This window comes from Paenibacillus sp. NPDC057967, from assembly GCF_042887015.1.
In the GTDB taxonomy this organism is placed as follows: Bacteria; Bacillota; Bacilli; order Paenibacillales; family Paenibacillaceae; genus Pristimantibacillus.
This window is the reverse complement of record NZ_JBHVQB010000003.1, coordinates 379,989-405,817: the sequence shown is the minus strand read 5'-3', so window position 1 is coordinate 405,817 and position 25,829 is coordinate 379,989. Positions and strand designations below refer to the sequence as shown.

The following is a 25,829-nucleotide window of genomic DNA, read 5'->3' as shown; positions in this document are numbered from 1 at the left end:
GCGCCAGTTGATAAGCTTCCATATGTTCCCGGTGGTACACGGCCCTGCCGAAACAAGGTGCTGCTTCATTCCGGTGCTTGTAACAATTCGATTCCAAAATCAACGTCTTTCTCCTGGCCGAATAATGTCATGCGTACTCGCGCACGTCCTTTTCGGCGATCTACCTTGATAATCTGTCCCTCAAAGTCTTTCAGTGGTCCGCTAATGATTTTGACTTTATCCCCGTCAGTAACCTTAGATGTACCGACTAGCTCACTTTCTGAACACAGTCGAAGGACATTAGCCATCTCATGCGGGGGAACCGGGGAGGGAGTGGGCCGACCTAAGAATGAAATTACTCCTTCAGGAGCAATGGCCTTGTAATAGCTCTCAGGTGTTAAATCCACCTGGACGAACACATATCCCGGAAAAAGTATCCGTTTGACTGTCTTTTGGACGCCGTTTTTTCTTTCATTCACAATTCGGCAGGGGACCAGTGTCTTCAGCTCTGGCGTTCGCTTTTCATGATATCGCTGAACCTTCAATTCCTGACCACTGAGGACATGGAGCACATACCATCTCATGTTTCATCGTCCTCCAATCGTTCGGCCACGCGATCTGCAACCTGTATAAGCCGCTCGCACAGCTCCGGCTCGACACCTTCAAGCTCTGCATAGACTTCTTTTTTAAATGCTTCAAGCGCGACTTTCGTCTTCTCGGCTAAGTCGGCTTTCAATTTATCTTTGTATATCTTCGTGCGAGACAGTGACACCATGACTCTAGCTGCTTTATCCAGCGGCATGTCGTCCCATTCTTCCTGAGCCTGGGCGAACTTCTTTGTCAACTCACCCGCCATGATCTGAAGAGCACCTTCGGTGTAGTCCGCTTCCGGGTTTTGTTTAACCAGCTCGATCAGTGCTTTAGTTTGTTCTTGGGCTTCACGAAGGCGCTGCGTTGCTCGGCCAACTCGAAGTGCATAACGGCCGATAGAGCTTTTCGATACCTCAAAGCCTTGGTCCCATAAAAATTCCGCGATTTCATAATAAGTGTATTTCGTGTCAAGCAGCATTGTATCGACCTGATCCTTCATATGGACAGGCAGCTCGTCGACTTTCGACCGTACACGCCGTTTCTTGTGCTGGTCGCCCATTAGATCGCAACTCCCGGATCATCAGGCGATGATCCTTCGAGCAAATCGATTCCGTTTACCGTCAAGCGGATTACCGCATCGTTGGTGTAGGCGTTATATGAAGTAATTCGATCATTCGTATACTCGATGTAGCCTTTATTCTTCAAGTAGTCGAGATGCTTGGAAATGTCAGGGGAGATGATGATTCCATCGCTGACCATGACGTTTACAAGCTGGCGACACAGCAGGGAATTGTTGTTCCCTTTGACCAAGCTACGCATGATATAGCCACGCACAGCCTTGTTATGCTGTACACCGTGATAAGTTTGTTCATCCATCTATCTGCCACCTCCTAGCATTTTGTCGTGTATCTTATCCAGCTTATTATCCACGTTGTTCATCATGCGGATAAAATCCTCGCGGGTCGTGTAAATAAAGGGGAGGTCGTGCTTCAAATCTCCGAGTTCCTTCTCCAAATCATCCACGCGCTTTGATACAGTTGATATCTTATTGCCGATGTCGGCCATTGCATTTTTCATAAACCAAGCTAATGCGCCAATGCCTAGAAGGATGGCCGTTTGAATTGCCCATTCTACAGTCACAGCCTTAACCCCCTCGCAGCTCCAACACTTCGGTAACAACGGCATTTTGCTTCATTTCAAGAACCTTAGCCTCAATCGTGCTTGTGATGTACTTGTCAAGATCGCCGATTGAATCCCGCAGGGCGATATAATATTGAGGTTCTATCGTCTTGATGATGTCGGCATAGGCGGTATGGAATAGATTTTTGAGCCGCTTCGGATCAACCTCGCCGAGTTTAACCGCTCGCCTTAGCTCCTTGGCCGTTGTTTGTTCAATCGTCATCACCGTTTTGCTGGCGATATCATCCAGTCGAGTTATAGCATCCTGGATCAATTGGCGCTGATCATCCGATTCAATTTTGGCCGTCTCAACCTTCAGCTTATCGATCCCTTTTCTGATGTAAAAGAGGCCATACGAGGCAAGCAGCGTCACCACCGCCAATACCAAATTAAGCAATGTTTCATTTACAGTTTCTTGCATGTAATCCACTCCCTTTAGTTGTTTTGAAATGCAAAAAAGCTACCATCTGACTTTCGTCATAATGGTAGCTTATAACATTTCATTTTTTCATTTTAGACGGGGAAACCCGCTATTTGGCCCCGACTTTAGAATAGTTTGAGCTGGTTTTCGTCTTCGTCCCAATCCGGTGTTGGTCTTACGCCTTCGCATATTTCTCGAATGCGCCGCTCGCTTAAATTGTACTTCTTTGCGAGGTCGTGGGAATTGCTGCCGCGATAATCATCCCGTATGCGTTGATCTCGTATAGGCCGTAAGAAAAATTCTGATGTCGGAATATATAAGGTATCCCCACTAGAATAGTCAGCCAGCTTAATGAGGTTTTCCAGACCAATCAATTCTGCAATCGGACGGTATCGCTCCGGGATCGTATCCGTTGTCAGCTCTTTGATCCAATCCTCCAACGGAGAAGCACCTCCCATTATAACAGATTTTCAAATATGTCAACCAAATTGAAGTTGACTCTGTGCGCGAAGAGCAACGGCCAACGTTCGCCATCCTTCTTTTGAGAAGGTTGGCTCGTGAATCAACTTTTCAACGTTGCCCCCAAATTCCTCCACGAACCACTTGGGAGCTTCGATTCTCTCAGTAGCTGCTTTCAGAGCATTTGATTGAGCCTCTAATTGGTCTTTTTGGCTGCGTACGGTTTGTTGTAGTTCAGCAAATGCTTTTGCTTCGGCTGCTGTCATTTTGTCATCCTCCTGTTTTTTGTCGATGTTCTTTCTAAAGTCCGTCATGCTGATGACCGGGCAAGCTTTCCATGCATAATCAGGGTATTCACTATGACCAAGTACGTTGGTTGCATTCGGTAGCTGCTGACGTAACCAGCGAACCAGTTCAAGTGCCGCCGCATATTGTTCCTGGGTGGGAAGCTGCGTCCTGAAGTCACCCACCAAGCAAATGCCTAACGCATGCTTATTACTGTTTCCAACATGGTAGCTAACAACTGTATGATCCCAACATTGATAGACTGTGCCATCCCTACCGACAACGTAAGTGTACCCAATGCCAGGCCAAGCATTTGTCGTAACATGATAACGTGCAAATGCTTCAGCACTGCCAGAGAAAGTAAGTGAATGATGTATGGCAAAGGAACGAATGTCCGACAGCTTTCGAGTCTTATATTTGTATGTGGCATGTACTGGAAGCTTTCCTCTTAGATCAATGATTCTCATGTTCTACACCTTCGCTTTCGTTTGCGCGGCTTACAATGGCTTTTATCATATGGCCGTTGCCAATCTGAATCTGATTATCATCGAGGCGTTTTACACGGTAACGATAGGCTGATGATATCTGTGTTCGATCTAATATAATGGCATCTACCAGTTTACGCCCTTCTTTCTTGTATCCTCCAATAAGGGGGTTATCAATAAGTTTGGGTACTCGAACGACATCTCCGATTCTTGCTGACTCTCTCATATGACGAATATCTTTTAGCCGCTTCATTGTGTCACGTCGTAATTGATTGCGTTGCTTGACTGGCATGCGCTTGACGTTATACGCATAGACCGCCAGCCGCACACCCCGAATCGCCTGGTCAAACTTTCCTCCGTTGTCATCACAGATAAGGGCGATAGCTTCAACACAGCCTACTCGATCCCGCCAACTGAATTTATTTCCTTTAGGCTGATCCAGTTCGTCGTCTTCTTGACTTGAAGCAAATGTTTCTTGAATCATGAATGCGTTCCTCCTGGTTTAAAATGAATGGATAGTTTGCGCGAGAATGAATCGTAATCAATCGAATCTACCTCGCGTGTAGTCACTTGTTGCTGTATTTGACTTAATAGGCTTTGTAGACATACGGTCATATTAGCAGCCGTTAAATGGGCGGCAGGGAAGAGTATAAAGCACTTGTGTGGATCACGAGGAGCGGCAACGACTACAGGGTTTTGATTATTACTTTTCCGTCCCATTTGACGCCTCTCGTTTCGTTCGTTCCCCAAACCGTATAGGCTTTTTAATGAGCTGCCCATCTGTCGTCCGTGCGGGCTTCACTTCCCGCTCACGCAATATATCCAGTTCCTCCGGGGTTAATGTCCGAGTTTCAACTGGCCCCGATCCGTATGACCGATTTTCTTTTTCCCGTATAGGCATAGGATAACCCACAACTAACGCCTCCTTTTGCGCCGCCAGCGCCGCCATTTTTTAGCCTGGCTTCTCTCTTTTCGAAAGGCCAGCGGCCTACTTTCCATCATGCGCATTTGACGCTTCTTAATGTCCAAGCGCAATTGATTGATTTTTCGATCTATTTCTCTCATAGCGAAGAGAAAGCTTGCATCCCTGATCGTTGGGCGAATGATTCTGCGAATGATTCGGCTCATGGTATTCTCCTTTGTCATTTTCGTTGAGAATTTTTCGAAGTAGCTGCCTGTCGTCTGGTTTAATGATTAAGATATGACAATGCAAATCAGGACTCCATCGGATAGAACGGCGTTGAAGGTAAAGAGCGTCACATAAGTCATAGAGATAGCGGCGGCGATCAGCAACGACATGAGCTGATCCAGAAGCTTCGTTCATTACCGCTATCTTCATAGCTCCCAATTCTTCAAACGATAATCTAGTGCAAGGGGGTCTTCACCATCTTCTGTTAGCATCGTGGCAAAGAATTTTTTCCCCTTTGAACTAATCGTCCGCTCCAACAATCGGCCCGTTGTCGCTTTAGACAGGTATCCAATCAACTCTGAATAATACTCACTTGTATAGATAATAGGGAGGCGCTTTCGATAGCGGTAATCGACAATGCCATAAAACTCCCTGACCCAAGTATCCTTTTGACTCTCTTTACACACGTCATCAATTATGAGCAGCTCACAGTTGTATATCCTTTGCCGAATCTCTTCGACCTTGTGCGCTTCATCGGCATTATAATAGGCCATCCATTCCGTAAAGCTCTGCACCCAATTAAAGAACAATGGATTGATGCCAAGACCCAACAGCGGCTCGACTATCGCCGTTGCAAGATGTGTTTTGCCGCTGCCCGCTGTTCCCACCAGCCCGAACCATGGGACGTTTACTAATCCTTGACCGCTCTTTACTCGGGCTATGAGTCCGTCAGAGTATTCCTTCGCCAGAGTGTGCGCCTTGACCACTCGCGGATCAGCACCCTTCAGATTAAAAGACTCAAATGTTTTGTAAATCGCATCCGTGCTGATATTCGTAGATTTCATGACCCTTTGCAGCTTCTTCTGTTCCATACATGGGCAAGGATGAGCAACGTTTTGCTCGGCTACAAAGATAATGCCTTCATCTTTACACTGTGGACAGCTATAGGCGCCCGCCGAGGCGTCGTCTGAAGGCTTCTTCGGCGGCTGTGTCGCGCTTGCCTGGGCTGCTCTTTCCCTGAAAAGGTCGAGTAGCGGGAGCAAGGCTTCCCCGATCCCCTGCATTTATGCTTCCTCCTTTCAAATTGCGCAAAATACCTCTAGTGTAGTTTTCTTTGATATTGGGGTACTTTTCGATGTGTATGTTTAGCGCCCGAATCACAAGCTCCGGGTCGTATTTAGACCAGTAATCTTGTTCGCGCTGTTTGATGGCATTCGATATTTTTCCAGTAGACCGGGTGAAACGAATCGTATCCCAATACGAATCAATGACTTGTTGTTGCTCTGGTGAGTACCGTTCTTGCTCTGCCATAGGCAATGATCTCCTTTCATCCATGTTGTTGGCGCTCTTGCGATTTCTTGAAACCCTTTAACGATTCAATCAAGGATTGTGCTTGCTTGTACGCTAACCATTCCAGGCGTATAACACCTTTGCAGCATCGCCGCATAAAGCCCTGTAAGCGTTTAGGTTCTTTAGCCCATCCCAATGCCTGCTCCAGCTCACGGATTAAATGCAATTGCTCTGGCGTTGCCATACCTGGGCGGCGAACCTCTGTCGCAGGTGCTGGTCCTTTTCCGCTCATAAACTCCAATTCATCAATGAGCCTTGCGGCCTGTGTTCGGGATAGGGTGGATGTACTTCGCTGTGCTGTGAGTCGTTCAACAACATCTCTCAGCAGACCTTCGTCCAATCCCAACTCGCCAGCCAAGGCCCATATTTTGCGGTTTTGTTCCTGAGTCCGCTTCTCTTGGCCTTTGCTCATATGTGTTTACCTCCAAGTTTGTATTTGTCGAATCTACGTTCTATGGATCATTGACCCTTCAGGGTGGGCGAAGAGGGTCTAGCTCACTCTGCCTTTCAAAAACGTGGGAAAGCATCAGTGATAGGGTTTCACTGGATGTAATAGATTGAGGGAGGCGTTGTAGGATGTCCCTTGCAGCCTCTCTAGCATCTTCAAACAGGGCATCAAGAGTCATCCATTTGACTTGAATGATCTCCGCGAGCTGCTTGCATCTAAGGGCTATTATTTCGTGTCCAATGGATTCTGCCATGACAGAGAACTCAGTCAGGGCAACATAGAAGAAGGACAAGTCGTGAATATTAAACTGATAGAGTCCTATAGGACCCAACCGATCCGCAAGCTGCTCGTTTCTTTTTCTTGAAGCTTCTTGTGATCGGTAGCGTAGTGCTGCCTTTAAAATATCGAGTTCATCCCGAAGCAGCTCCAGCTCACATAGGCCAAATTTAAACATTGCATTCGCCTCCTTATAGCATCATCATGCTGCTGGCCTTCAGGATCGTGTTGACGGTTATGGTAGCACCGCCATCTTCTCGATGGACACGCAAAGCATTATCTAATGTTCTGGCAAGCAGCCTGAAGCATCCCGACTTACTGTTCGTACCGCGCACAATCATTTCTTCGATGGCGTCTGCCTCGAACGGAAATCCATTGAGATAATCGCGGACTTCCTTCTCTGTTAGACCAATCAAAGCAGTCCTGGCATCAACTCGATTCGCAAACCGCTCCAAGTAGCCTTTAATCAGCGTCTCCAGCCTTGGTTCCCCCGCAATGACCAGCCCGACCCGGCCCGTACCATAGATGGATCGGAGGATTTCCATTTTCTTTTGGGTGTACTTATTAATCAGCTTGTCTGCCTCATCTACAATCAACAGATAGCCGCGATTCACATTAAAAAATGAAATGATGCCTTGTTTCTTGCGGTAGATGCTGCCAGGCGTTGAAGGAATGCCAAGTGCATCTTCGATAGCGTCAATCAAGTCTTTGCATCCCATCGAATCATCACATTCCACATAGACGACCTTGGACATTTTGGCATAATGACGGAGTGAGTGGCTTTTTCCGTACCCGGTCTTACCTGTCACAATGCCCAGCTTTCCATGGTCTTGGCATTCGCCGCATAGACCTACGATATCGCGAGCATCACGCCCCACGTAAAAGTTCGGCGCGACTAATGGAACCGTAGCGGCATTAGGATTAGCGTCTTGGCCGTATTGGGACAGAAATTCTAATGCAGCAGGTTCGATCTTGGAGTTCTCTGCGTTGTAGCTGCCAGACAAATAGCGTGATAGTGCCGTGCGTGAGATGTTCATCTCCTTTGCAACTTCTGTAATCGTCTTGCCAGTTTCTTTTATGACTGCCTCAATTCGGCTCGCGGTATCTGCCTTAACGGTATATAGTTTCGTCGCTTCTACTGCCATTGAAATACCCCTCCATTAGCCGAGTTCTTGAAGCTTAGCTAAAGCTTTCTCGGCACGTTTTTGATAGTAATCATTCTCTACAGCCGCAACAGGGCGGGCTTTTTTGCTGCGTGTCTCTTCCTTATATTGTTTGTCTGATGGTAGGGCCACCACTTTAGACGATCTTCGTTTGGTTTCACCTTGGATAAAGAATCCAGCAACGTTATCCTGAGCATTCAAATGTTGTCCGACACGTTCTTCCAGTGGGGTGGTCAGCTCTTTCAACCGTTCGCGATCAGCCTTGATCTGTTGACTTTGACTGCGCTTATGTTCTTCAAGAGCTTTTTGCGGTATACGAGGTGCGATTCTAAGCAGCTCTTGGCTTTCCGCTTCACAAATTTTATTGCCAGTTATCCGATCATACACATACAGCCTCGTGACATCGTTCTCATCCCATTTGATATCCACATGATCGTCAATGTAGCTATCCAGTTCAGATGCACGGTACTCATACCCAAATCGCTTAATGCCAACCTGATAGACTCTGACGTTTTCTTCAGCTCGCATAAGCATAGTTGCGGCGAAGGACCTTGGCGGTACCGCCTTATAGTAGCGATCAGCATTTTGGAAGACCTCTAGCGGGGTATGCCACTGTTCGCCTTGACTCTTTAACCCACTGTGTTTGCGGGTATGGTATTCTTCATCGCGGAATTGCTTCCATAGCGTATAAAGTTCGTCCAAGCTGATCAGTTCACCACGTTCCAGCATGCCAGGGATATTCTTCTTGACCTTCCCGGCAGTCCGCGAGCCAGTTAAAGTGCCCGTGTAGCTGTTCAGCCACTTTTCAAATCGGTTAATCAGTGTCAGGAAGAATCTTTCGATTATGGCTTTACCCCATGGTTGATAGGGCAAGCTACGGAAATCATCCTTAATGCCAATGGAGCGATAAAAACCCGTTGCTTCACTGTCAAGGCTGATGCGCTCCTTGCGGCTGCGGCCTGTAAGCGTCTCGGCGGTAAATTCCTTCCCGTTATCGATCTTAAGCCACTCCGGGACACCGCCGACTTCGTTATAAACCATGTTAATAATAGACTGTTTGATAGTTTGGGAATTGGCAGTCAAGCAAATGATATCTCCAACGATGCAGCGGCTTCGCGTGTCGATCCACGCCACCAAATTCGGCTTAACTGCTGTGACCTTGCCGTTCGGGTGCCTGTACTGTACCCAAATGTCCATGGTATGTACGTCGCCTTGTACAAGCCCCATAACTGGAACGGACATTGCATCTTGCGATCCCTTGCGCATCTTCTTGTTTCGATAGGCACGATCTCCGTATTCAGCGAGATAATGAGCGTTCTTCAAACGTTTGACATCCATCAAATATGAGATATAGCGAGCAACTGTTTGATAGGATGGATAATCCCAACCGTTTGCCGAAGCCACTTGACTAAGCTTGCTGTATAACATGTCTATGGTTCCTTTGTTCGCTGCAAAGCGAGTATCGAACCATAGATTTTCAATGAAAACCTTGGCTTCATCAGATAATGAAGGGAACGTAAAGCTTTCTTTTGGTTTGCGGCATAGCGCTAGAATCTTGAAATAGTCATAATTCCTGCTATCCTGCTTGCCAAGCTTCATGGACCAAGCACTTGCTTCTAGATAAGCTTGTGAGTGCCGATAGAGTGTTCGCTGGCTCATGCCTAACTCTGCCGCAAACTCAGCCGCAAACCCGGTACGGTCGCGGTCTGCGTAATTAAGGAACTCTTGAATACTTTTTGATAATTCGACCGCCTCATAATATCGACCGCCGTGCTTCTTGATATATCCATCTAAGTCCAGATCGATGTACCAGGGAATTTCTTCACCTGCACGTTCCTCAATACCGTAGTCATTAATGCTATTTGCTTCTTTAAATGACCGCTTGGCCTTTTTACTCAAAGATGAAACGGCAATCATTACCCGATCTTTGCCACCATTAAGAGATGGTTGTGTTTTGGTTATATAAGCATGCGAGTTTCTTTGGATTTTCTTTTTCATTGCATCATAGCTTGTACCCTCAAATCTGGCAGCTTCTTCAAGCGATACATATAGTTCTGTCAAGCTGCTCCTCCTTCCCAAGACGTTGACTGGAATGATACAATTGAGGGGAATCATCTTAGCCAATGATTCATTGCTAGGGGGCAGTCACTTGGGGGTGATTTGCTCCCTTTTCTATGCAATTAATCATTTGTTCTCCTCCGTCTTGCTTCATTTATCACAATCAATTGATCTTGATGCTTAATTCTTTGAAGCGATTTTCTCAACTAATTTATTGTGTTCATCGTAACAACGGCGAAGCTCCATCATCATTGTGTTGAACACGGCGTTCCAGCGTTCTTTCTCAATAACTGCTGCTTTGGCTTGTTCCTCCATGGCAGCGATTTGTTGGTCCAGTATCTTGATTTGAGCCAGATACGTTTCAATTTCATGTGCAGCTTCATATTGTGTTGCTGCCCCTTGAATGAGCTGCATGCGCGTGCCAATATCAATGCGTTCGGGATTAACTCCAACGGCTTTGGGGGATTTTGGGTCCAAAATACATTCCACCTTCTCGATTTAGTTTTCAATGAACACCATATAAATCATTTGAATATTTCCTATAGAGCTTGCTGATCTGCCTGTTCGTCCGTGATGCCAAGTAAAGCTTTAACTTTCTCCGTTTGTTTAACAGCCTTGCGAGCGCCAGTCATGATGTCAGCTAGTCGATTCTCCGGGATTTCATATTTCTTACAAAACTCGCGTTGATCCATCCGAAGAGCAGCCAACCGTTGTTTAATTTGCCATCCCAGAGATGTGATTGGCCTTTTACGTGCCAATATCTTCCCCTCCTTTTTCGACAATCTTAGTCATAGCCAGAATGAATAAAATGCTATATAATTTCCTATGGGAATCTACCTCCCATAGCCACATTATAGTTTCCTATAGGAATCATGTCAACAACAAATATCCCATAGGAAACAATAATGGATTCGAAAAGTTTCCTATGGGAATAAATATGCCGTTTTTCCGTTGTTTTTTCATAGTATTGTTTCTTATATTGCTCTATTAGAGAGGTTGTGTTTCTTATGAGTAGTTTGCGCAAGTTAGTTGGGGATCGAGTCAAAGAACAACGTTCACTTCGCGGTTGGAATCAAGAGGTACTTGCAGACAATGCTGGACTTACCAAGAGTGCAGTGAGCAAGATTGAAAATGGCAATGTATCGGTAGCATTTGAGAGCATTCATAGCATTTGCAAAGCATTTGAAATTTCAATTGACGAACTACTTGATGGACAGACACCTAAGAGCGCAGCTTCGCAGCAAGCTCTTTTTTTTGATGAAAAAAGGGAAGTAGTTTCCCATATTGATTCTTTAATAGCTAAATTGGATGAAATCGATCAAAGTTTCATAAAGCGTTACATTGACCTTGCAATTTCCCATAGGAATCATATTGATGCTGCAATGAATGCCAAAGAAAGTACACGTTTAAATGATGAATCATCAAGTATAGTTAATAAGGAATCCGATAAATCGAAAGATGATGAAGAACTCGAAGAAGTGCGACCAGTACCTTTAGTAGGCAAGACCGCTGCGGGGATCGGGAAAACTTATTATGAATTCATTCATGGTTATATGCCAGTTCCTAAAATTTATACAAAGGGGACTTGCTTTGTCATGGAAGTGGATGGGGATAGCATGACTGGAGATGGAATTGAAAGCGGGGACTTTGTTGTTATAAGACAACAGCCTTCTGTTGAAAGCAAGGATATTGCATTATTAAAAATAAACGATGAAGAGATGACTTTAAAACGCATTTATCAGTCAAACGATGAGCTTGCTTTGCTTTCTTCTAATGCATCGCATCCAGAACGTATAGTTCCCGCTTCAAAGGTTCAAGTAATCGGAAAATTCATATACCGCATACCAAGAGATTTAGGCAGAGAATTAATCCGTGAAGAGCTATTTTAATGTCGTTTCTTCCACATTTTTGTAGTAAAATAAAAGTACTACCAACATAAATATTCACTGAGGGGAGTAATTACGTAATGCTAATTATCCTGGGAATCGCATTATTAATCGTTGTTATCATATTCCGTAATGAAATCAAGAATCTAATTGCATATGCAGCACTTGTTATTCTTGGCGCTGCACTTTGGCAGTTTTCATGGTGGGGAAAAGCGATAGTTTCGATTCTAGCCCTTATTCTTTTATTCGGAGCTGCTGTCAGATTGTTAGAAACTTTACGGGGGAAAAAGCTTCAGTAATCTGTCCCTTTGGTTTCGAGCACTCTTTAGTGTTCAAAATCGCCGAGATGCCGCATATTTACGGCAATGGGACGGCTTTTATGCAATAATTCATGTTTGTCCCATTGTAATTCACGTTTTACAAGCCTTTTTTGCACGATATAAGATACAATACGTGATTAATTCAATAGGATGTTAAACCTGAAACACCTTGATATTGCTGGCTTTATATAAAGTAAAGAATTTATCACGGTTACTATTAACGCATTTTTAACGTAGTGTTAGCACGTTTGCCGTTTTTTTTCGATCCAAAGTATTAATCATTCTGTTCATGAAATACATAAAAAGCCTGAAACCTCTTGTATATCAAGGTGTTTCGGGCTTTTTTGGCGTTTTTATCTTTTTTTGAATCTTCTCACCACAACTGACAACAGTTTTTCAGTCTGTCCCACCTAAACCCTTGTTGTATCAGCCTTTCTCGGCATTTCCCACTTCTTTTTTGGTTATCTCTCTTTTGTCATTTATTCTGAGAGTGTACAGAATTCGCAAAAAAAGCAATGAAAATAAAGAACAAATTAACGTCTAACTAATTCTCTCTAGTCACTGACATTCTAGGGCGCCAAATTCAGGCATCGTGGATTCGTCGTTGTTCCCAGAAGTAGTTTACTAGAATAGATACTGTGGACTGTGGATACACGAATCGTTATCTGCTGAAGTACCATGAAAGAAATAAAATAAACAGAGTTCTAGACTCTCTTACGGGTCATAAAACAAGTGATATAAGGCAAAAATGATATAGTAAAGAAGGTGTATATAATATGGCCTTTTCAGAAAAAGTGAAGAAATTAGCAAAACAGAAGGCAAACTTTCGTTGTGTTATTTGCTATAAACCATTTGTTGAAATTCATCATATTACACCTCAGGCAGAGGGAGGAGATGATACATTAGAGAATGCAGCGCCGCTCTGTGCTTCATGCCATGATCTTTTTGGTGGGAATCCTGAAAAACGTAAGCAAATCAAACAAATGAGAGATCACTGGTTTGAATTGATGGAGAAAAGAAGCCGCGGTGCCATAAACGTTTTAGCTCCGATAAACGAAGAACCTAATAATATTAATATGTTAAAGGAAAAAGGACTTGCAATATATCATTGTGTATATGAACATGAGAATTTTGAAACAACTGTAGAAATTTTATTGAAATTATTGAATCGAGCACAAGCAGACAGTCCTAATCAAAAACGTGTACTCTATTTAGATATAGAAGGACACAGAAATGCTGTGAGGGGATTTGATCATGATATGCTTGAGCTGCAGAAGGATTTTATGCTTGGATTTTTCATGAAATTCTTCACTCAAGTTAGTATGCCTCTAGGGAAAGTTGAAAATAAGAATTTACAAAATAACGAGATACCTGAGGAACTAAATATCTTTTCGTCAGAAAATGAATTAAGTTAAGCAAGTAAAGAAATAATTTTAAATTATTGAAAATTCTATGTTCAGCTCCGAGAACGAATTATTTTCCCTACACTGACTATGGAATGACCCTTCACAAAACAGCTGCGATCTTTCATATTCCAACACATAATCAGTTATCCCGCTGGAAAAAAGAGTTTAAGACTCAAGGTGTAGACGCCCTTATATCAAAGAAAGAGTGGGCCGTCGATTAAAGAAGAATTAAACAGGTCAACACCAGGTAAAGGGTTTGTAGAAGCCTTGCAAGCCGAAGTAGAGGCATGATTACCCAATCATATCATTGCTGCAGCTGGCTCAGTTGTCTCGTAGCATGTATTATTATTTGGTTGGTACATCCAACCGTCTTGACAAAGATACAAGATATGGATCTCAAATCGCAAATGGTAGCAATATTCCATGAACATAAGGTTGATAAGGAGTCAGGGGCCGTACAATCGTACGGTTCTTTTTTATGTTGCTCACACGCTCTATTGACATTTTTCCAAACAAATCATTGCGCTTTTTTCATTGTTTCCCCTTTTGGCACAAGCTATAATAACACAGGTAATGATAATCATTTTCAATTAAAAGCGAGAAGGAAAGGGGTAACAAGCGTGAAAAGACATCATGGAAAGCGAATTATGTTATGGGGAGGGATGCTGCTCCTTTTATTCATATTATCGGCATGTGGCAATGCTGGAGGCAACGAGCCTGATGTAAAGGTAAAGGAAAGTGAGCAACCAACTCAAGCTGAAGTGCAGGTAGAGGAAAGTGAAAAAACAGTTCAATATACAACGATTAAAGGGGAGCAAGTTGAAATACCTGCACATCCAAAACGAGTCGTTTATATCGGTCCGACGCTTGGCGATTTCTTGGTAATGAATATTCCGATCGTTGGCAGTAATCTTGTCCATGCTGATGAAAGTTATTATAAGGGTAGAATTGAAGGAATAGTCGATGTTGGTAATCCAGGCGATGCAGAGGTAATTCTATCTTTGAATCCGGATCTAATCATTAATAGTTATTACAATGCGGATGCAGAGCAAAATGAGAAATTGTCGAAAATCGCTCCTACGATCCCCTTCAACCCGTCTGTTCCTTATGCCGAACGTGTTAAGGAGATGGGGAATATCTTTGGCCAACAGGATGAGGCGGCTAAGTTGACTGCCAAGTTTGAATCACAGTCGAAAGAAATGTTCGATAAGCTTCAATTAGCTGAAGGGGAGACAGCTACCGTATTTTATCAGTTAGGTAAAACGCTTTATGTTATGGGCAATCGTTCGCTTGGCGCCGTTATTTATGGAGAACACGGCTTTGCCGTCCCGCCAGCTGTACAAGAAAATATTCTTGATCACAAAGGCGTATCTTTCGTTGAGGTTTCAGAAGAGGTGCTTCCAGAGTATGCTGGTGATCATTTGTTTGTACTTGTACAAGATACGGATGAAAGTAAATCGGAATCTGATCGAATCCTGCAAAGTCCGCTATGGGGAACTCTGCCTGCAGTCCAAAAGGGAAATGTGTACGTTGTTTCTTCTGAATGGAATACAGATGGCTTGTTGGCTTTGGAGCAATTGTATAAAGAGCTGCCAAAGTGGATGCAACGGTCATAAGTAGTTGTAACTGCTCAGTTAGTTCTTTAAACCGTTTGTTTTTCTAAAAAAGTGATTCTCCAACTAGTAAAGCTGAGCTGTAGTAAAAAGCAGGTCATTATATGTTACAATAACGATAATGATAATCACTTTCAATGGTTGGAGAGTTGCTTATGAATCTAACGCCCTTGTATATTAGGCTGCAACACTATGACAGGCTACAAGTTGACCAGATGACGCCAGTGATCAGCGATAATGAAGGCGCAAACGACAATGAAACAAATGCATGCACATTATTAATAGCACTCAGTCACGGTATACGGCTGTATATAGACAAAGTTGCCATCGAACTTCGTCAAGGGAGCTGCATTCTTGTTGCACCTGCGCAACACTACACTATGGAATCAAGCAACGGGGAGGCACAGCTTGCGCGCTTTGTCTTTGAAACCTTTGAGGTAGAAGGGATGACTTTGAATCCGGTTGCTCATCCGCCCTTGCTTTGCGGTTATCCTTATCATCTATTATTTTCTGGGGTCAAGCAAGTATTAGGGAAAGAACCATGGATGAGGAATCGGGTTTGTTCCTCTCTATCCGCATCAGAGATGATTATGATGCAAGGCAGGCTTCAACTTATTCTAGGATGGATGGCCCAGTTAGATGAGCAAGCTTCCCGTGCGCAGAACGAAGATAAGCTAAAATTGATTCAACATACTCTACATTATATGGAACAGCATTATGATGAGGAATTAACAGTAGAGCAACTGGCTAATATGGCCGGAATGGTCAGATGGCAATATAGCCAACAGTTTAAAACATTGACCGGGCAGAAGCCAACTGATTATTTGACGCATTTGCGTATCAAACATGCCAAGAAACTTCTGTGTCATTCCACCGAGCCATTGAGCACAATATCTCGGCAAGTTGGATTTAGGGATGAATACTATTTTAGTCGTTGCTTTCATAAATTAACGGGGAGCACTCCGCGTGAATATGCCAATATTCATGTTCTTACTGGGCAAAAGACAGTTATCGATTCGCTTGGCAGAAAGGTTCATGTTCCTAATGATGCAACACGTATTGTGACTGATGGCAAATTTACACTTGGGGAATTACTGGCTCTAGGCATAGCTCCTATAGGAGCTGCCATCTCTATTATGAAAGATAATGTGATTTATCACGATAAGCTGCGAAATATTCATAATATCGGGTACTGGGCAGATCCGGATAAAATAGCACAACTGCAGCCGGAGTTATCATTACTTAGCTTTTTTCATCCAGAACAAGATTTGCAGAAATTAGATGCAATCGCTCCTACTGTTTTTCTGAACAACAAGTTTAGTCTATTTGAACGGTTAAGCTATATCGCAAAACTATTCGAACGCAATAAAGCGGCGGAGAAGTGGATTGCTAGATATGAGGACAAAGTAAGGCTGGTGCGCAGGCAATTATCAGATGTTTATGCTGCTGGGGAGACTGCTGCTGTATATCTCAAGTTAGGTGGAAAACTTTATATGATGGGCCACAACGGATTGGCTGCCACCTTGTATGAATCTCTTGGCTTTCGTCCCTCAGCCAAAGTGTTGCACCTAATCGAGCAAGGGCAAGCATGGATAGAAATTCAGCAGCATCAAATGAAACACTATGCCGGAGATCGCAATTTCATCGTGGCTTCCCGTCCAGATTTGCAAACAGCTGCTCACTGCCAAGAGATCGCGGCTATAGCCGAGTTAACTCAAGGAAAGCTTCATTATATGGATGTTACATGGAATTATGATGATCCAATTACACGTGGACGGTTGTTAGAGGTGCTGCCGTATATGTTTAAGAAGAAAACGATTTGATTTGGTTTAGGGGAAGACGATCAACCATTTCATCAGGAGGTAGCGGCATGACACAGGCGTTGGAGCTTTATGATATTACGATTATTGGCGGAGGTCCCGCCGGGTTGTATGCGGCTTTTTACAGCGGCATGCGCGATATGAAAACCAAGCTGATCGAAGCAAAGGAAGAGCTGGGCGGACGGCTGTTGATTTACCCGGAGAAAATGATCTGGGATGTCGGCGGGATTACGCCAATCCGTTGCGAGCAGCTCATTCAGCAAATGATTCAGCAGGCGCATACGTTTGATCCAACCATCGTATTGGGTCAACAGATCAGCGGACTGGAGCGGCTCGCAGATGGGACCATGCTTCTGACTGCCGTAACGGGAGAGCAGCACCATACACGTACGCTTGTATTGGCGTTGGGATATGGTGTGCTGAAGATGGCGAAGCTGGACATTGAAGGCGCCGAGCGTTATGAAGTGACGAATTTGCACTATACCGTACAAGAGCTCGAAGGCTTTCGGGGCAAGCGTGTGCTCATCTCCGGCGGCGGCGACTCCGCAGTCGACTGGGCCAATGAATTAGAGCCGATTGCCGCAAGTGTCACTGTCGTGCACCGCCGTGAACGCTTCGGCGGACATGAGAAGAATGTGAAGCGGATGAAGGAATCATCCGTTGACGTTCGTACGCCATATGCGGTGGCTAGACTTCATGGCAATACTAACGGTGACGCCATTGAAGCGGTATCGATTGCCCGGATGAATGCAGAGGGTGTATTAATGGAAGAAACGGAACAATTAGAAGTGGATGCCGTGATCGTCAATCACGGGCTGCGCGGTGACTTCGGTTCGATTGTCGATTGGGGTATGGATATGGGGCAATGGACGATTAATGTGAACGAGAAACTCGCAACCAATTTGCCCGGTATTTTTGTAGCAGGAGATACAGCAAACTATTTGTCTAAAGTTCAACTAATCGCAGGTGCGTTTAACGATGCAGTGTTGGCAGTCAATAGCGCCAAGCTGTATATGGAGCCAGAGGCGTCGAAGATGGCCTATGTTTCTTCCCATAATGCCAAGTTCAAGGAAAGGAATAAAGCGCTTGGCGTGGCGGAGGAAGATGCTTAAAATGTTTCTATTCAAACAGATGAATCGCAAACCAGATCGAGAGATTGGGACACAGAGCTGCGAATCTTCTGCACGAGTGCAATGACCGCCAGGTTATTCTCTCGATCATACGGTCAGGACAAGACACTACCTTAGAGGGTACGTGTCTTTTTGTCGTATATGCATACTGGAAGCAATCGCTATTATGATTTAATCGCTGCATTTTCGTTTAAATTATTACAAAAAAACCGAAAAATTGATATAATAACAAGGAATAGCTTTTAAAATAACTACAACTTTATACTATCTTTTTTATCCTATCCGACGAACAGGGAGGTTCTTCATGTTGGCCAAGCATGTGCTTCCAATTGTCCATCCACCGCTGTATGGGCTGTTGAGCTGGGCGTACACCCTTAGCATCACTAGCTCGATGCCGAACTTTAATCCTTGGTTTTACAGCAACTTTATCCAGGTATGCTGCAACAAGAATTATCTGGAGGACAAGCAAGAATTGTTTTTCGATTTTTATCGCGGAGGGAATAACGAGCTTAATCACAATCCCTTCCTATTATCCAGTACGCTTGATACACCTATGCTTTATGAGATTTTCAAGGATAAGCTTCATCCCTTCTTGATCAAGAAGATTCAGGAGGGCATCTATCCCGTATTATTTCTTGATGAATACCACATCTCCTACACCACCGCGTACCACGCTTACCCATTTCCCCATCATGTGCTTATTTACGGCTATGACGAGAATCGCCAAATCTATCACACCTACGGCTTCGGCAAAGACCTGCTGCTAGGCTACCACGAGACAACCTTTGACGAACTGGAACAGGCTTTTCACTCCATCGACAACTATCTGAAAAACAACGCCATCTACGACCAATACAACTACTTCTTCACGCTGCTGCCTCACTTTGTCTACTCCTTGAACATCCGCTTAATCTACGAGCAGCTAGGGGAATACTTGCGTTCCGAAAGCAGTAACAATGACCAGAATCGCTACTTCTCGCCTGATAAAGAATTTCTGGCCTTCGGGATCGCCTGCTATGACCACTTGATCGAGCACTTCCACATCTTAAACCATCATCCCGAGTCCCTTGTGCGGGCGAATCCGCCACGGCAGCTTCATCTGCTCTGGGAGCATAAGAAAATGCTCAGAAACCGCGTCGCCTACTTGCAAAAAGAAAACAATCTTCCGCAAGACGAAGGCATGCTTCTTGAATTCCTTGAACTGGAGGAGCTGGCCCGTCAATCCCGCAACCTCTATGCCGAGCATGTCGTGAAGGGAATTCCGGGGGTGAATGAAAGCATCAAGCAAAATCTGGAGCGTATGCGGGAAATGGAGCTAGAGCTGATCCCCAAGCTGATGGACCAACTGAAGCGGCATACGGAACAGCTCCTGCCTGCATAATGTAACTATCGTCTTAGCGTGACGCTTAACACTGATAGCCGCCTGCACGAACAGGCGGCTATTCGTCTATCTACTAATGCGGTTTACTTGCACCAGCTGGCAACGTCCTGCATCAGTCCAAGCACTCTGTCCGCAAGCAATCTTATTTTAGCTGAATCCTCGCTATTCGCATAATCGAACGCTACATATAGCTCCGCCCCGGACTTGCCGAAGGAGCCTTCGATCTCATAGTGTCCTGTAGGCTGCTGGTAATGATGAATGCTTTCCAGCTCTGGCGTAGCAGCTGCCAGCTTGTCCATTCGAACGAGGAGACGAGTTGGGGGAGCAATGTCATCATCCACAGAGGTCTTATCACCTGCAGAGCCAAATTCCTGAATAGGTCGATCCGGTTCAAAAGCATATTGGCTCAGCGCAACCGTCAACGTCCGATCCATTCTGCCGATCGTCCGGCTGTAAGTCAGCCCCGGTATGGTTATGCTTCTGCCATCCAGCCTGATATGCGCCTGCTCATTACGCCACTCTTCAGCCAGGGCTTGGAGCAAGGTATGCGCCAATATATTTTCCACAAACCATTCGTCGTTCTCATCGGTGAAAGAGGTGAGGAGCATCTCCGTCAAATCCGCTCCCAGACTAACGGTGTATCTATGCATTGCGGGATGATTCAACCTGTCAAGCTGATGCTGTCCGCCACGCGTGGCTTCCTGTTCCTTCATTAATTGGGCATAAAGCTGGAACGAGTTTGTTTTGGCAGGCAGGCGAATATCTATTGCAGCTTCTGCCTGTTGGTAGGCTGACCTTAAATCCTCCAATAAGATATTCCAGGAGGAGGCATCCAGCACAAGCGGGTCACCCATGAGGGCCAAATAATCCCCCGCAACTCCCTTGCACCAATGCGCCTCAAGACGCCAGTCGGAAAATCTGTTCCTCCGGCAGTCAGTTTCCTCCATCATCTGCTCCAAATAAGGGATAATCGGCTGATCCTTCGGAAGCTCGCTTTGCTCGAACTTGAATACTGGCGCGAACATTCCCTGATTATATTGAATGATTTCATCGCCTTTCGGAAAATAACCGATGCGAAGAGCGTCATGCTGCTCCATCACGCGCCCTAGAGCAAGCGTCAACAATCTCTCTTCAAAACCTTCAGGACGGTAAACGATGCTATAGTCATATATTCTTCCGCTTGTGCTAGAGCGGGCCTTCGCCAGATATGCTTGCTGCCCATGAATCAGCTCCACCTTTCCTTCAATCGTGCCTGAGAACAGACTCCATTCCTGATGCTCCGAAGTCGTTCTCTTCATGAGTGGAGCGGTGCCGGCAATGGTCTGGTGACGGAACATGTCTTCCACCTTCAGCTTCCAGCCTTCTTGCTCCAATTGGCTGCATACTCGAATGATCATAATGGAGCTGCCGCCCGAGTCAAAAAAAGGCTGGTTCCGATGGAAAGCGCGGTGACCCAAAAGCTTCTCCCATACCGCAAATAAAATAGTTTCCTGTTCATTTTGCGGTTCGTTGTCATGCTCGCCGCCAGCTGCGAAGTCTTGAAGCATGCCTGCGGGATGCTTCGTCGGATCGGGCAACGACTTGCGATCCACTTTCCCGGTAGGGGTGAGCGGAATAGCTTCTAGACTCATCATATAGGAAGGGATCATATAGGCCGGAAGCTGGCTGGCCAGATATTGTCGCAGCTCGGCTGCATCCGGTTGTTCCTCTGCCACGATATAGGCGCAGAGCGCCAGCTCATCCTGTCCCGCAATCGGCACAGTGTGAAGGACGGATTCGCGAATACCCGGATAACGAAGCAGCACTTGCTCAATTTCGCCCATTTCAATACGGAAGCCGCGTATTTTTACTTGGAAATCCCGTCGTCCGATATATAAGAAATCGCCATTATGAAGCTTGCGTACGATATCCCCGGTACGGTATAGCCTCTCGCCCTTGCGATAACGATGGCTGACAAATGCAGCTTCTGTCAGATCAGGACGATTCATATATCCCCGGCCAAGTCCAGGCCCGCCGATGTACAGCTCTCCTGGCACTCCGTCCGGCTGTAGCTGTCCGTCGGCATTCATGACAAGGAACGTTGTTTCCGCCAGGCCGCGGCCAATCGTAATGGGATGCTGCTCCTCCGTAACCTCTTGCGCGGACGCCCACACAGTTGTCTCAGTCGGACCGTACAGGTTGAATAGGCGGGCGGAAGGCGACAAACAAGCCTTTAGCGATTGCCAGATGGATGGCGTTAACGGCTCTGCGCCAATCATAAGCAAGCTTAAGGAGCTGAAGGCTTCGGTGGCGCCGGTTTGAGCCGACCACCATTTGTAGCGGGACGGGGTCAGTTGTAAGACATCAACTTGTGCCTCTGCCAGCAGGGAGGATAGGCGGGCAGGATCGTTTTTCTCCACTTCGCTTGCCAGCACAATCGTCATGCCGAGCGAGAGGGGCAATAACGTTTCTACAATAAAGATGTCAAAGGACACTGTCGCAAGTCCCAAGATGCATTGTTCTGGCTTAAGCGGCAATTGAGCTGCAAATCCAGCGAAAAAATGCGCCAGACCGCGATGCTCAATCATAATGCCTTTTGGCCGTCCGGTCGAACCGGATGTGTAAATGATATAGGCAAGATGATCCATACCGGATACAGGCTCAAGATCGCGGTGATCCTCATCATAACTGGATTCCTCGTCGAGATACCAAATTCGCTGCGCATTGATATCTCCTTGAAGCTCACGCTGCAGGAGCAAGTAGCGGCAGCCGCTGTCCTCCAGCATGAATTGCTTTCTATCCTCTGGGAAGGTCGGATCAATAGCCAGATAAGCGGCGCCCGCTTTCAGCACGGCCAATAGCCCAATAAGCAATTCAGGTGAGCGATCGGCCATAAGCACTACAATTTCATCAGGCGCCACTCCGTCGGCACGCAAGGTACGGGCAAGCCTATTAGCACGGGCATTCAGTTCCCGATAGGACATCGTCTTTTGTTCAAATATTAAGGCCGGGGCCTCAGGGGTAAGAGAAGCTTGCCGCTCGAATTGCTCATGCGCCATCAGACGGTCCGTATCGTTGTCCGTTTGTAGTACAGAGGAAGCCAGCAGCGATTCTTCAATATCTTGTTCGGTGAGCAAACCGATAGAAGCCAACTCTAACTGGGGTTTGTCCAGCACCTGATCGACAATATGGAAGTAGTAACGCATATATGCCTCGATCGTCTCCGCCCGAAATAAGGAAGGATCATATACAAGCTGTAGTTCAGCATCGTCATCGTACATCCGGATTTGCCATACTAGCGGCAAAGAAGCGTCACCAGCGGTATTTTGAGAGAAGGAAGAATCTATATATATGAACATGGACGAATACAGCGCGTTCTCCAGGCCTGATTGCTTAAGATCAAACTTGGAGGCAAGCTCCTCATACAGAAACCGGCTGTTGCGAAGTCCAATAGAGCGTTTTTCTTCCACTTGCCGCAGCAAGCTAGAGAAGCTTATTCCCTCATGCAAGCTAACCCTTATAGGAATCCCGGGCAGGTTCGACAGCGATCCGTTCGAATGATTATCCACCTCAGACTTGATACCAACGATGATGTCATGATCGCCAGTTAGCTTGTGAAGCAAAGCGATTTGGCAAGACAAAAGCAGCGTCTGCTTATCCACATGCTGCTGCAGCACGTACGCTTCCACACGCTCCATTCGATCGATTCCTACATTTGTTGCAACAACGCTGCCCTTATCAGAACCAAGAAAATCAGGCATCTTGTCGTAAGGCAGCTCCAGTCTCGGTAACGGCTCTTCAAGCTCCTGAAGCCAGTATCTTTCCATCGTTTTGTTTGGCATGTTCCATTAGCCCCCTGAGTTTATCCATACTTAAATAAGCGTTTGTTTTACCAAAATGGGAAAAGGGATGTTTGATGTCGCCATGCAGCTAGTGAGGTACAGCGATTGTTCGGATACAAGTTATGAAAGGGGAATACAGTTAGGAAAGATGGTGACTGAGGTGAATTGCGTTGTAGTCGGTATATCAACTAATGATTTCCAGATTACTACTAATGTACAACGTCTAGTAGCATAGTTCAATAGAAAAAAAGTGAGTTTTATAGGAAGAAGAGATAATGAAGGGCAGGAGAGCACATTGTATTTTAGGAGAGCAAAATGTTAAATGATGTGGTTTTGTGGGAGATTGGGGTATATGTGTGGGAACTGATGTGATGACTCATAAGAAGGCCAACATGTACGAGCCTGCGAAGAAGCGATTTGACGCACTTAAAAAGACCTCGTCCAACGTTCAGTTAGCCAAAGCGAATATTGTAATTTCACTTATTTCAGTATAAACTGAAATAAATGAAATGTTTTGAGGGGGGAACAGAAATGCGGCTGGAACTACAAACGATAGAGAAGGATGGCTGTACGATTCATTACTGGATTACTCCTGAGCATCACGGCCCGTGGTTAATATTTATGCATGGCGCGGGAGCGGACCACCGGATGTTCAACGAACAGCTTCAAGCCCTCGATGACAGATACGGCGTGCTGTTGTGGGATGCCAGAGGGCATGGACAATCCAGACCGATCGGAGCAGACTTTAGCATTCAATTGCTGGTCGAGGACATGTTGGTTATTACGAACAAGGAAGGCATAGAACGAGCCACTTTTATCGGTCAATCCATGGGCGGGAATACGGCGCAAGAGATCGCCTTCTATCACCCCGACAGAGTGGAAAACCTGATTCTGATCGATTGCACCAGCAACACAATGAAACTCTCGTTTATGGAAAAGCTGCTTATCGGCATGACACCTTTTCTCTTGTCCATCTATCCATGGAACACGATGGTCGAACAAAGTGCTCGTGCCAGCTCGGTCAAGGCGAGTGTTCGCGAGTATTTGCGCGAATGCTTCCATTTGGTCGGGGCAACCGACTTTAAGAAAATATTTCTGGCGACGACGGCATGCCTGCATGAAGAAGAAGACTATCGAATTCAGAGGCCGTTTCTGTTGGTTTGCGGAGTGGATGACCAGACCGGGAATATTAAGAAAAATGCGCCATTATGGGCAGAACGCGAACCGGCATGCGAATTTCACTGGATCGATCATGCAGGGCACTGCGCCAACCAGGATCATCCGGAAGCGTTCAACCGACTGCTGTTATCGTTTCTCGACCATCATAATCCCGTTAATGCCAAAGCCAATATGGAATGAGAGGAAATCATTATGTCAGAGAAGCAAAATGAGTTGAAGATATCTGCAGGTATCCAAAAGTTCATCGATAAAATGGGATTGTATTATGAAAGTTACGGAATCCCCCGAATTGGCGGGAGAATATTGGGATTGCTCCTGACAGCTTCCGAACCGATTTCGGCGGAAGCCATATCCAAAACATTGCAGGTGAGCAGAAGCAGCGTCTCAACGAATATTCGCCTGCTGATTACCATCGGCATGTTGGAGATCACCCAGAAACCGCTGGACCGAACGGATTATTTTGTTTTGTCGGATGAGGCATGGGTGAACGCGATACGGCTTCGAATACAAGGATTTCAGGAGCTTAACAAAATTGTCGAGCAGGGTCGTCAGGCAATGGAGAGCACTGGCCAAACGGGGAACACCAAGCTTCAGGAGATGGAAAAGTGGGCGGAGATGATGCAAAGTCTGCATCAGCAAGCGCTCGACGAGTGGAAACAGTCCGAATAATCAGGGGGAACGGTGCATTCCCTCTGAATCAATATGAACAGGAACAGCGTAGAGGCTGTTTCTTTTTTTATGGTACGCCCAGTATGGGCGGGGTTATTTTCTATACATAGGTCAAAAGACATGGTATATTCAAAAGGAATTGTAATATTATCCAGTTGTTTTTTTGAAGTTTGTAGATAAGCTGTGATCTGAAGTTCATTAGAGAAACTAAAAAGTGGTTGACGATCGAAGTGAGCTTCAATGAGAATGACCACGATAAATTGATGCCGTTAATTGCAGGTTTTTTACTAGTTATTGATAATGGTACTATTGATATATTTTCAAGCTTGTGAATACCGATAAGTTGTCTCAACATATTGAATCGATTGTGTTTCACTTATAAATGATGCTTATGATTACAACGGGTCTGATATTTATAAAACCTTGGAAAAGCAAGAATAGCTTCATAAAGGGAATTATATATTCAACCGTATTTTACATACTTATATTAAATTATATGCTGCTATTAACGGGTATTTTATACGATAACTGGCTGTAGTTAAACGATTCAAAGGAGAATGAATAGGTGAAAGACTCCAATCTCACTTTAATATATATCTTAGGATTTTTCATTATATTAATGTTGGTGTTAATTACAACAAAAATCTTGAAAGGCAGATCATATACAGCTGAGCTTACCATTAAACAATTAAAGCATTATTTTTTCAAGAAACACCACTGTGTGGATTGCGATTCGAGATTGAAAAGAGATTCTAAAGATGATTTTCTAGGTGAAGGTTGG

27 protein-coding genes are annotated in these 25,829 nt (G+C 45.2%); 9 read left to right on the top strand and 18 right to left on the bottom strand.

Going from position 1 to position 25,829, the window contains the following annotated elements:
• Positions 1-65 precede the first annotated feature (65 nt).
• The 17 genes from loaP to ACFVSO_RS09175 form a co-directional block, all read right to left on the bottom strand.
• Positions 66-563, bottom strand: coding sequence for an antiterminator LoaP (loaP, locus tag ACFVSO_RS09255; RefSeq protein WP_387472467.1), 498 nt, complete (start codon positions 561-563; stop codon positions 66-68).
• On the bottom strand, positions 560-1,129 hold the full coding sequence (locus ACFVSO_RS09250) for a phage protein Gp27 family protein (protein ID WP_387472465.1): 570 nt from the start codon (positions 1,127-1,129) through the stop codon (positions 560-562). The genes loaP and ACFVSO_RS09250 overlap by 4 nt, the downstream gene beginning before the upstream one ends.
• A complete protein-coding gene (locus ACFVSO_RS09245) occupies positions 1,129-1,446 on the bottom strand; it encodes a hypothetical protein (protein ID WP_387472463.1) in 318 nt (105 codons plus the stop codon). The genes ACFVSO_RS09250 and ACFVSO_RS09245 overlap by 1 nt, the downstream gene beginning before the upstream one ends.
• Positions 1,447-1,710 (bottom strand): hypothetical protein, encoded by a 264-nt coding sequence (locus tag ACFVSO_RS09240; protein ID WP_387472461.1) that lies wholly within the window; start codon positions 1,708-1,710, stop codon positions 1,447-1,449.
• Positions 1,711-1,714: 4 nt separating this feature from the next.
• Positions 1,715-2,170 carry a guanylate kinase gene (locus tag ACFVSO_RS09235; RefSeq protein ID WP_387472459.1) on the bottom strand — a complete coding sequence of 152 codons (456 nt, stop codon included), beginning with the start codon at positions 2,168-2,170 and terminating at the stop codon, positions 1,715-1,717.
• A 125-nt stretch (positions 2,171-2,295) separates the two neighbouring features.
• Complete coding sequence (locus ACFVSO_RS09230) at positions 2,296-2,610, bottom strand: Mor transcription activator family protein (protein ID WP_387472457.1); 315 nt, start codon at positions 2,608-2,610, stop codon at positions 2,296-2,298.
• Positions 2,611-2,649: 39 nt separating this feature from the next.
• Entirely contained in the window at positions 2,650-3,381 is a 732-nt protein-coding gene (locus ACFVSO_RS09225) for a peptidoglycan recognition protein family protein (RefSeq protein WP_387472455.1), read from the bottom strand.
• On the bottom strand, positions 3,368-3,883 hold the full coding sequence (locus ACFVSO_RS09220) for a hypothetical protein (RefSeq protein WP_387472453.1): 516 nt from the start codon (positions 3,881-3,883) through the stop codon (positions 3,368-3,370). The genes ACFVSO_RS09225 and ACFVSO_RS09220 overlap by 14 nt, the downstream gene beginning before the upstream one ends.
• A gap of 534 nt (positions 3,884-4,417) precedes the next feature.
• Positions 4,418-4,738: a hypothetical protein gene (locus ACFVSO_RS09215; protein ID WP_387472451.1), complete on the bottom strand. Its 321-nt coding sequence runs from the start codon at positions 4,736-4,738 to the stop codon at positions 4,418-4,420.
• A complete protein-coding gene (locus ACFVSO_RS09210) occupies positions 4,735-5,583 on the bottom strand; it encodes an ATP-binding protein (protein ID WP_387472872.1) in 849 nt (282 codons plus the stop codon). The genes ACFVSO_RS09215 and ACFVSO_RS09210 overlap by 4 nt, the downstream gene beginning before the upstream one ends.
• Positions 5,471-5,839: a hypothetical protein gene (locus ACFVSO_RS09205; RefSeq protein ID WP_387472449.1), complete on the bottom strand. Its 369-nt coding sequence runs from the start codon at positions 5,837-5,839 to the stop codon at positions 5,471-5,473. Before ACFVSO_RS09205 ends, ACFVSO_RS09210 begins: the two co-directional genes overlap by 113 nt.
• 16 nt (positions 5,840-5,855) lie before the next feature.
• Complete coding sequence (locus ACFVSO_RS09200; protein WP_387472447.1) at positions 5,856-6,290, bottom strand: regulatory protein GemA; 435 nt, start codon at positions 6,288-6,290, stop codon at positions 5,856-5,858.
• A 58-nt stretch (positions 6,291-6,348) separates the two neighbouring features.
• Complete coding sequence (locus tag ACFVSO_RS09195) at positions 6,349-6,780, bottom strand: hypothetical protein (protein ID WP_387472445.1); 432 nt, start codon at positions 6,778-6,780, stop codon at positions 6,349-6,351.
• A 13-nt stretch (positions 6,781-6,793) separates the two neighbouring features.
• Positions 6,794-7,747: an AAA family ATPase gene (locus ACFVSO_RS09190; RefSeq protein WP_387472442.1), complete on the bottom strand. Its 954-nt coding sequence runs from the start codon at positions 7,745-7,747 to the stop codon at positions 6,794-6,796.
• Between the two features lie 15 nt (positions 7,748-7,762).
• The gene (locus ACFVSO_RS09185) at positions 7,763-9,826 is read right to left on the bottom strand and encodes a Mu transposase C-terminal domain-containing protein (protein ID WP_387472440.1); all 2,064 of its coding nucleotides are present in this window, start codon (positions 9,824-9,826) and stop codon (positions 7,763-7,765) included.
• 177 nt (positions 9,827-10,003) lie between these two features.
• Positions 10,004-10,300 (bottom strand): hypothetical protein, encoded by a 297-nt coding sequence (locus ACFVSO_RS09180; protein ID WP_387472437.1) that lies wholly within the window; start codon positions 10,298-10,300, stop codon positions 10,004-10,006.
• Between the two features lie 62 nt (positions 10,301-10,362).
• On the bottom strand, positions 10,363-10,581 hold the full coding sequence (locus tag ACFVSO_RS09175; protein ID WP_387472434.1) for an XRE family transcriptional regulator: 219 nt from the start codon (positions 10,579-10,581) through the stop codon (positions 10,363-10,365).
• A 249-nt stretch (positions 10,582-10,830) separates the two neighbouring features.
• Here ACFVSO_RS09175 and ACFVSO_RS09170 point away from each other — a divergent pair, with 249 nt between their 5' ends.
• The 7 genes from ACFVSO_RS09170 (at position 10,831) to ACFVSO_RS09140 (ending at position 19,379) form a co-directional block, all read left to right on the top strand.
• A complete protein-coding gene (locus tag ACFVSO_RS09170; protein WP_387472432.1) occupies positions 10,831-11,712 on the top strand; it encodes a helix-turn-helix domain-containing protein in 882 nt (293 codons plus the stop codon).
• A gap of 77 nt (positions 11,713-11,789) precedes the next feature.
• On the top strand, positions 11,790-12,008 hold the full coding sequence (locus ACFVSO_RS09165; protein ID WP_387472430.1) for a hypothetical protein: 219 nt from the start codon (positions 11,790-11,792) through the stop codon (positions 12,006-12,008).
• Between the two features lie 797 nt (positions 12,009-12,805).
• Positions 12,806-13,444: an HNH endonuclease gene (locus ACFVSO_RS09160; RefSeq protein ID WP_387472428.1), complete on the top strand. Its 639-nt coding sequence runs from the start codon at positions 12,806-12,808 to the stop codon at positions 13,442-13,444.
• A gap of 638 nt (positions 13,445-14,082) precedes the next feature.
• Positions 14,083-15,051, top strand: a complete 969-nt coding sequence (locus ACFVSO_RS09155) for an ABC transporter substrate-binding protein (protein WP_387472870.1) — start codon at positions 14,083-14,085, stop codon at positions 15,049-15,051.
• Between the two features lie 152 nt (positions 15,052-15,203).
• Positions 15,204-16,871, top strand: coding sequence for a helix-turn-helix domain-containing protein (locus ACFVSO_RS09150; RefSeq protein ID WP_387472426.1), 1,668 nt, complete (start codon positions 15,204-15,206; stop codon positions 16,869-16,871).
• Between the two features lie 47 nt (positions 16,872-16,918).
• Positions 16,919-17,980 carry an NAD(P)/FAD-dependent oxidoreductase gene (locus ACFVSO_RS09145; RefSeq protein ID WP_387472424.1) on the top strand — a complete coding sequence of 354 codons (1,062 nt, stop codon included), beginning with the start codon at positions 16,919-16,921 and terminating at the stop codon, positions 17,978-17,980.
• Between the two features lie 322 nt (positions 17,981-18,302).
• The gene (locus ACFVSO_RS09140; protein ID WP_387472422.1) at positions 18,303-19,379 is read left to right on the top strand and encodes a cysteine peptidase family C39 domain-containing protein; all 1,077 of its coding nucleotides are present in this window, start codon (positions 18,303-18,305) and stop codon (positions 19,377-19,379) included.
• An 83-nt stretch (positions 19,380-19,462) separates the two neighbouring features.
• Here ACFVSO_RS09140 and ACFVSO_RS09135 read toward each other — a convergent pair whose 3' ends face one another.
• Positions 19,463-23,200: a non-ribosomal peptide synthetase gene (locus tag ACFVSO_RS09135; protein ID WP_387472419.1), complete on the bottom strand. Its 3,738-nt coding sequence runs from the start codon at positions 23,198-23,200 to the stop codon at positions 19,463-19,465.
• A 531-nt stretch (positions 23,201-23,731) separates the two neighbouring features.
• On the opposite strand from ACFVSO_RS09135, the gene ACFVSO_RS09130 reads away from it, so the two are divergent.
• Both ACFVSO_RS09130 and ACFVSO_RS09125 read left to right on the top strand, forming a co-directional pair.
• Complete coding sequence (locus tag ACFVSO_RS09130) at positions 23,732-24,559, top strand: alpha/beta fold hydrolase (RefSeq protein ID WP_387472417.1); 828 nt, start codon at positions 23,732-23,734, stop codon at positions 24,557-24,559.
• Between the two features lie 12 nt (positions 24,560-24,571).
• Positions 24,572-25,048 (top strand): GbsR/MarR family transcriptional regulator, encoded by a 477-nt coding sequence (locus tag ACFVSO_RS09125; RefSeq protein ID WP_387472414.1) that lies wholly within the window; start codon positions 24,572-24,574, stop codon positions 25,046-25,048.
• The last annotated feature ends 781 nt before the right edge of the window (positions 25,049-25,829 follow it).